At 33.2% G+C, this 7912-nt stretch carries 6 protein-coding genes and 1 pseudogene; all 7 read left to right on the forward strand.

Translation table 11 applies throughout. The features are described from left to right. Positions 1-2180, forward strand: a 2180-nt coding sequence (locus JCM17102_RS20395) for an SLBB domain-containing protein (protein ID WP_025076496.1), incomplete at its 5' end; no start/stop codon positions are given. Positions 2181-2187: 7 nt separating this feature from the next. Beyond that, positions 2188-3285 (forward strand): Wzz/FepE/Etk N-terminal domain-containing protein, encoded by a 1098-nt coding sequence (locus JCM17102_RS20400; protein WP_025076497.1) that lies wholly within the window; start codon positions 2188-2190, stop codon positions 3283-3285. Positions 3286-3294: 9 nt separating this feature from the next. After that, positions 3295-3933 carry a polysaccharide biosynthesis protein gene (locus JCM17102_RS32090; RefSeq protein WP_051573041.1) on the forward strand — a complete coding sequence of 213 codons (639 nt, stop codon included), beginning with the start codon at positions 3295-3297 and terminating at the stop codon, positions 3931-3933. Then, positions 3917-4828, forward strand: coding sequence for a polysaccharide biosynthesis protein (locus tag JCM17102_RS32095; protein ID WP_051573043.1), 912 nt, complete (start codon positions 3917-3919; stop codon positions 4826-4828). Before JCM17102_RS32090 ends, JCM17102_RS32095 begins: the two co-directional genes overlap by 17 nt. Positions 4829-4830: 2 nt before the next feature. Next, positions 4831-6087, forward strand: a complete 1257-nt coding sequence (locus tag JCM17102_RS20410) for a hypothetical protein (RefSeq protein ID WP_025076498.1) — start codon at positions 4831-4833, stop codon at positions 6085-6087. Positions 6088-6160: 73 nt separating this feature from the next. Further along, positions 6161-7225, forward strand: a pseudogene (locus JCM17102_RS20415) (CapA family protein); the annotation flags it as partial. Positions 7226-7312: 87 nt separating this feature from the next. After that, on the forward strand, positions 7313-7912 hold a 600-nt coding region (locus JCM17102_RS20420), incomplete at its 3' end, for a polysaccharide pyruvyl transferase family protein (RefSeq protein ID WP_199901486.1).

The following is a 7912-nucleotide window of genomic DNA, read 5'->3' on the forward strand; positions in this document are numbered from 1 at the left end:
CCAAATCTACCGGAACGGATGTCAATGAATCTCGCTTGCGTGAAGAGATGAAGGAGAATACTTCCGATATGTTGGAAGATCAGCCTACCACTCAAGATTTGGCTCGTGAAGATCAAGTGTTTGGTCGTAATATTTTCAATACCCGAAACCTGACTTTCGAGCCTAGTGTCAATCTGGCTACTCCTTCCGACTATCGTTTGGGTCCGGGAGACGAAGTGATCATTGATATTTGGGGAGCCAGCCAAAATACTATTCGGCAAGCTATATCTCCGGAAGGTACTATTAATATTCAAAAGATTGGTCCTGTTTCTTTGAGTGGATTAACAGTTTCCGAAGCGAACGATTATCTAAAACAATCCCTAAATAAAATCTATAATGGTTTGAATAACAACACAGACCCAAGTTCTGATATCCGTTTGACATTAGGGAATATCCGTACTATCCAGATTAATATTATGGGTGAAGTGGTTCAGCCTGGTACTTATGCGCTTTCTTCCTTCTCCACTGTTTTCCATGCACTATATCGTGCCGGTGGTGTTAGCAACATTGGAAGTTTGCGTAATGTTCAACTGGTAAGGAATGGAAAGAAGATTACTAGCATTGATGTTTACGAATTTATCATGAAAGGAAACACTCAGGACGACATTCGTCTTCAGGAAGGTGATGTTATTATTGTTCCGGCTTATGAAGTCTTAGTTAAAATCAGTGGTAAAGTAAAACGTCCTATGCGTTTTGAGATGAAGAAAGATGAAACACTTTCTACATTAATTAAATATGCTGGTGGTTTTGAAGCCGATTCTTATACTCGTTCATTACGCGTTGTCCGTCAGAATGGGCAGGAATACGAAGTAAATACTGTGAAAGATATAGATTATAGTGTTTATCAGATGCGTAACGGTGATGTTGTTACTGCCGAAGCCATTCTGAACCGTTTTACTAATAAACTGGAAATTCGTGGTGCTGTTTATCGTCCCGGTATCTATCAACTAAGTGGAAAACTCAATACTATACGTGAATTGGTAAATGAAGCCCAAGGTTTAACCGGTGACGCTTTTCTAAACCGTTCTGTTTTGTATCGTCAGCGTGAAGACCTAACTACAGAAGTAATGCCTATAGATATAAAATCTATCATGGATGGTACAGTTCCCAATATCGCCTTGATGAAGAATGATATTCTTTATATCCCTAGCATTCACGATCTGGAAGATCGCGGTAATATAACGGTTCATGGTGAAGTCGCTAAACCGGACTCTTATCCTTATGCTGATAATATGACTTTGGAAGATCTGATTATTCAGGCAGGAGGGTTACGTGAAGCTGCTTCTACTGTTCGTGTGGATGTGACAAGACGAATCAAGAATCCCCGTAGTATTGTAAACAATGATACTATCGGACAGATGTATACTTTTTCTTTAAAAGATGGCTTTGTGGTGGACGGACAGCCCGGATTTGTACTCCAACCTTATGATGAGGTTTATGTACGTCGTAGTCCGGGTTACCAACCTCAACAGAATGTAGCAATAGAGGGGCAAATCTTATTTAGTGGTAATTACGCATTGACTAGTCGTGAAGAGCGTTTATCAGATTTGATCAACAAAGCTGGTGGCACTACTAATTACGCTTATTTGCGTGGTGCAAAATTAACTCGTGTGGCCAATGCGAGTGAGAAAAAACGTATGGGTGATGTCATTCGTTTGATGCGTCGTCAGTTAGGTGAAGCGATGATTGATTCATTAGGTATCGAAGTGGAGAATACATTTACCGTAGGTATTGATTTAGAGAAAGCATTGGCTAATCCAAGAGGCTCTGCTGATATTGTCTTACGTGAAGGTGATATTATTTCTATTCCGAAAAATACAAATACGGTTACTATCGACGGCGCTGTAATGATGCCTAATACAGTCTCTTATCTGGAAGGTAAGGATATTGATTATTATTTGAATCAGTCTGGTGGTTATTCAGAGAACGCGAAGAAGAGTAAGAAGTTTATTGTGTATATGAATGGGCAGATAACCAAGGTAAAAGGAAATGGAAAGAAGCAGATTGAGCCTGGATGTGAGATCATCGTTCCAAGTAAATCAAAGAAGCGAACCAATATAGGAGAAATTTTGGGATATGCTACCTCTTTCAGCACAATGGGTATGATGATTGCTTCTATTGCTAATTTAATAAAGAAATAATATTCTTATGTCTGAAAAAGCATTAGAGAAGAAAGCAGAAGAGATAGAAATTGATTTATTAGATATCCTTCGTAGAATCATAGCTATCCGTAAAACGCTTTATAAGGCAATTATTATCGGTTTGATAATTGGTGTGATTGTGAGTTTGAGTATCCCTAAGCAATATACTGTGAATGTTACTCTATCTCCAGAGATGGGTACGAATAAGGCAGGGAATGGAATAGCTGGTTTTGCAGCCTCTTTTCTGGGAGGAACTACTGCAATGGGAGATGGGACAGATGCTTTGAATGCCTCTTTGTCATCTGATATCGTTTCTTCTACTCCTTTTCTGCTGGAATTACTGAATATGAAGGTTACAGTTGATGAAGACAACCAAAAGACTTTATCTACTTATCTGGAAGATGAATCTTCTCCTTGGTGGAGTTATGTTATAGGTTTGCCTGGTATGGCAATTAATGGATTGAAATCATTATTTGCTGACAAAGAACTTTCTAATGAGACTAATGGACAACCTAGTGGAGTGATTAGCTTGACAAATAAAGAAAATGCGAAAGTAGCATTTTTGAAGAAAAATATTACAGCTATTATTGATAAGAAAACAGCAATTACCAATGTGACTGTTATTCTGCAAAATCCTAAGGTAGCTGCAATTGTTGCTGATTCTGTAGTTCATCGTTTACAAGAATATATCATTAATTATCGTACTTCCAAAGCAAAGGACGATTGTGCTTATCTAGAAAAATTATTTGAAGAAAGAAAACAGGAGTACTATGAAGTTCAGAAAAGATATGCTGAATATGTGGATACACATGATAATTTGATTCTTCAAAGTGTGCGTGCTGAACAGGAGCGTTTACAAAATGATATGAATTTGGCATATCAAGTATATAGTCAGGTTGCTAACCAATTGCAAGTTGCCAGAGCTAAAGTTCAGGAAGAGAAGCCAGTGTTTGCTGTTGTAGAGCCGGCTGTTATACCTTTAAAAGCTTCTGGTCTGGGGTTAAAAGTGTATATGGTCTTATTTGCTTTTATCGTTGTATTTTGTACAGCAGGATGGTTATTATTGATTAGGGGTATTTGGAGAGAAATAAAAATGAAAATTTAAGTTTTTTATATGGGGGCTACAGATACTCAGCGTATAGCTAAAAATACATTCATGTTATATTTTCGAATGTTACTAACCATGTTGGTAACATTATATACTTCTCGTGTCGTTTTAGAAATATTAGGAGTTGAGGACTTTGGTATATATAATGTGGTTGGAGGAATTGTTGTTATGTTTTCTTTCTTAAATGGAACTATGGCTTCTGCAACACAACGTTTTTTAGCATTTGAAATAGGACGAAATGATTTTGAGTGTTTGAAAAAGACATTTAGTTTGACACTTACAATTCATATTTTAATAGCATTTATCATTTTGATTTTAGCAGAAACTATTGGTTTGTGGTTTTTAAATACACAAATGAATATTCCGGCAGAACGAATGGAAGCTGCCCGTTGGGTATATCAATTTTCCATTTTTACATCCATGGTTGGCATTATTCAAGTTCCTTATAATGCCGCTATTATAGCACGAGAGCGAATGAATATATATGCTTATATTAGTATAATTGAAGTTTGTTTAAAACTCTTGATAGTGTTTATGCTTACCTGGATATCATTTGATGAGTTAAAATTATATGCTTTACTGATATTTATAGTTTCATTATTGATTAGCTCCCTTTACAAACTTTATTGTGTTTATTTTTTTTAAAGAATGTGTTTATCGTTTTGTTTGGGATAAAGAACTATGTCAGACTTTACTGGGATATGCTGGTTGGAACTTGATCGGGAATGTTTCTTTTGTAGCTAGAACTCAAGGTATTAATATCTTATTAAATATTTTTTTAGGGCCTACTATAAATGCTGCTAGAGGGATTGCAGTGCAAGTAAATACTGCAATAACTTCATTTGTAGCCAATTTTCAGCTTGCGGTTAATCCTCAAATTATAAAATCATATGCATCAAAAGATATATTGGGAATGAATAAATTGATTATACAAAGCTCAAAATATTCCTTTTTGTTACTTTATATTTTAGCATTGCCTTTATTATTAGAGACAGATTATATCTTGAAAATTTGGCTAACTGTTATTCCAAATTATGGAGTATTATTTTGCCGTTTGATGATCATTAGTACATTGATAGATACATTATCTGGCACATTATTATCTAGTGTTTTAGCTACTGGAAAAGTAAAAACATATCAGTTGGTGACAAGTAGTATTTTCTTATTGAGTATGCCTTTGTCTTATGTCTTTTTGAAATTGGGATATTCTCCTGAGTATACAATTTATATTGAAATGCTTCTTTATGTTTTAGCTCTTTTTGCTAGATTACTTTTTGTAAATAAACTTGTATCCCTTTCTATAATGGAATATTTTAATAAAGTTATTATTAAATGTTTATTAGTTGTGGCGTTATCTTGTATTTTACCTATTCTATTAAGACTGAATATGCAGGATGGTTTATTACGTTTATTTTGTGTGTCACTTTTATCTTTGGTTACTTCTATTGTTCTTATTTATTACATTGGTTTATATAAATCAGAAAAAGTTTTCTTTCAAAACATGTATAAAACTAGAATTGCTAAAATTATAAATAAATAGAAATGATGAATAGAATCAAAGTTCAATCGGTGATTATTACAGATAATAAGGTAGATATTTCTTATATAGCTGAAGGAAAATGTAGAGAATATTTAAATTTTGATGAAGCGACATTTTGGATCGAGTATAGTATTCCTATAAAAAATATTCCAGTTTCTATTGCTGTTATACCTTTTTGTGCTAATGTATTGCCTTTAGTATGGTTATTAGATGCAACCTTAGAAGTACCTGAATTAGATTTTGCTTTTTATAATAGTATAGAGGAGTTTAAGAAAGGCTATATTAAAATGTATCCTACTTTAGATTTTGCTGGAAAGGTTCAAGTAGGGCATTTAGTTAATCATAATTATGATATTCAAGATCAATCTGCTGTCTTTTTTAGTGGGGGAGTGGATGCTTTTTCTACTTTAATAGCACATATCGAAGAAAGTCCAATTTTACTAACTTTATGGGGAGCAGATGTAAAGCATGAAGATATAGGCGGTTGGAAAATGGTTTCTAATCATATAGTGAACACTGCTTTGGAATGGGATTTAGAAACTTGTTTTATAAAAACAAATTTTCGTAAAATAGTATTAGAAACAGCTTTAGATCAACTGGTTAAAAAGGCTGGCTATGGATATTGGTATGGCTTTCAACATGGAATAGGGATTATATCTCATGCTGCTCCTATTGCATTTACCAGAAAAATTCGTATGGTCTATTTGGCTTCTTCCTATACGAAGGGGGGGCAAATTGCTTGTGCTAGTTCTCCTACTATAGACAATTTTTTTCGTATAAGTTCATGTCAAGTTCGAAATGACCAATCAGATTGGACGCGTCAAGATAAAATTATCAATATTTGTAATTATGTAAAAGAAAAGGGAAAACATGTGCAGCTTCGTGTTTGTTGGGAGTCTGAAGGTGGCGGTAATTGTTGTCATTGTGAAAAATGCTATAGAACTATTTTTGGCATTTTGGCAGAAGGAGAAAACCCTTTAGAATATGGTTTTAGTTATACGTATAATGATTTTCAAAATATATGTAAGGATATCCGTACTAAACTTATTTTTAATGATGTATATATTGAACTTTGGAAAAATATTCAAGATCGTTTTATAGCCAATAAATACTTGTTAAAAGATAAATCTGAAATTGATTGGATATATTCTTATAATTTTGAGCATATAAATCGTACATTTTATAAATCTACGATAATCCTTTTGCATAAGATTCATCATTTTATGTCTCATGTAAAAGCACAACTATGGAGAAAATAAGATTGTCTTTTACTGGTGATATAATTTTGAGTCAGAACAGTTAAAGGCTCTTGGCAGCAAAAGAGGATTTGGTGATATATTTTACGGTATAAAAAGTATCTTTGAAAATTCGGATATGGTTATTAGTAATTTGGAAACACCATTAGCAGGTCAATCCTTGAAATATACTTATGAAAAATGGAGTTTTAATACTCCTGAAACTTTGCTATATGCATTAAAAGATTTAGGTTTCAAGCTTCTTTCTACTGCCAATAATCATTGTTTAGATAGAGGTAAAGAAGGACTTTTAAAAACTTTATTGACTTTAGACCGATTTGGTATTGATCATATTGGAACTTATGCTACTCAAAGGGATCGAGATTTATCTTATATACGTACGATAAGTGAATTACGTATTGCTTTCTTAGCGTATACTTATGGAACAAATTCTTCTTTTAATAAAGAATATTTAGAAGAAGATGGATATATGGTGAATTTGTTTCAACCACAAGAAAAGAAGGTAATAAATAAGAATGATTATTTTCACCGGGTCATAAATAAATCGTTCCGAATATTTAGTTCTTTTATTCCTTATAAATGGCGTTTTTATTCTAATCTAAAGCAATTGAGAAATGATATAAAGCAATCTAAAGAGAAAGCTGATTTTGTTGTTATGTGTATGCATTGTGGTGGTCAATATAACGCTGTTCCTGATAAATACACATCGTTTCTTGTTGATTATTTGCTGGATAATGGAGTCAATTTTGTAATAGGTAATCATCCTCATGTTGTTCATAAAAGCAAGAAGAAAGGAAATCAAAATTTCGCTTTTTATTCTTTAGGCGACTTATGTTCGTATCCGGGATCTGAAGGTTCATGTTGTGATAATGCCAGTATACGTTCTTCCTATTCAATTATTGTTCATATTGATTTTCAGAATCGAAAACTTGATAGTGTTAGTTGTAAATTTGAAATAGTAAAATCAATTATAGACAATCAAGGCTTATCGCAGGTGTTTTCTCTTTATGATTTGATACTGCATGAAGAGAATGTAGAAAAGAAAAATGAATTACTTGCTGATAATGAGTGGATTGTTAGGAAGGTTACTGATTCACAGCAAATAAAAGTAGATTTAAAGAGAGAGTATTCTTTGTTTTGATAAGGTACGGTAGTAAAAATGTGTAAATATTAAGTTGGATTGATATTTGTGAAAATATTACTTATTGTTAAATAAAATCATGTGTGAATGATGGTATTTCAAATGAAAATAAATGAACTGCATTGTGAGATAAAAAAGCAACTTGTTCCTTTAATAGATAATGATTATGTATTGTGGGATTTACCTTATTATAATAATATAGGTGATATATTAATTTGGGAAGGTGAAAGGCAATTCCTTAATAAGTTACCATATAAATGTTTAAATTCTGCAAGTTTATACACTTGCACATTTCCCAAGCTCGATCCAGACACTATCATTCTGTTACAGGGAGGTGGTAATTTTGGAGATTTGTGGCGGGAACATCAGAATTTTCGATTAAAAGTTATAGAATCTTATCCCGATAATCGAATTATAGTCTTTCCACAAACAGTATATTATGAAGATGTAGAGCAAATTTGTCGAGATAATGATAAAATGAGGCTGCATAAGAGATTAACTCTTTGTGCTAGAGATTTATTATCTTATAATTTATTGAAAGATAATTTTGAGAACCAGGTATTGTTACTTCCGGATATGGCATTTTGTATAGAGGAAGGTACTTTTCGTAAATGGAGGAAAAAAGAAAAAAGTAAAACTTTATTCCTGCAACGTTTGGATAAAGAAGCTGTTGATGTAGAAGGGTTG

The sequence above is a fragment of the Bacteroides faecichinchillae JCM 17102 genome (assembly GCF_000614145.1).
Taxonomy (GTDB): Bacteria; Bacteroidota; Bacteroidia; order Bacteroidales; family Bacteroidaceae; genus Bacteroides; species Bacteroides faecichinchillae.

Coding starts and splice junctions, on each gene's coding strand:
- JCM17102_RS20410 (WP_025076498.1), top strand. CDS start 4,831: ATGATGAATAGAATCAAAGTTCAATCGGTGATTATTACAGATAATAAG.
- JCM17102_RS32090 (WP_051573041.1), top strand. CDS start 3,295: ATGGGGGCTACAGATACTCAGCGTATAGCTAAAAATACATTCATGTTA.
- JCM17102_RS20400 (WP_025076497.1), top strand. CDS start 2,188: ATGTCTGAAAAAGCATTAGAGAAGAAAGCAGAAGAGATAGAAATTGAT.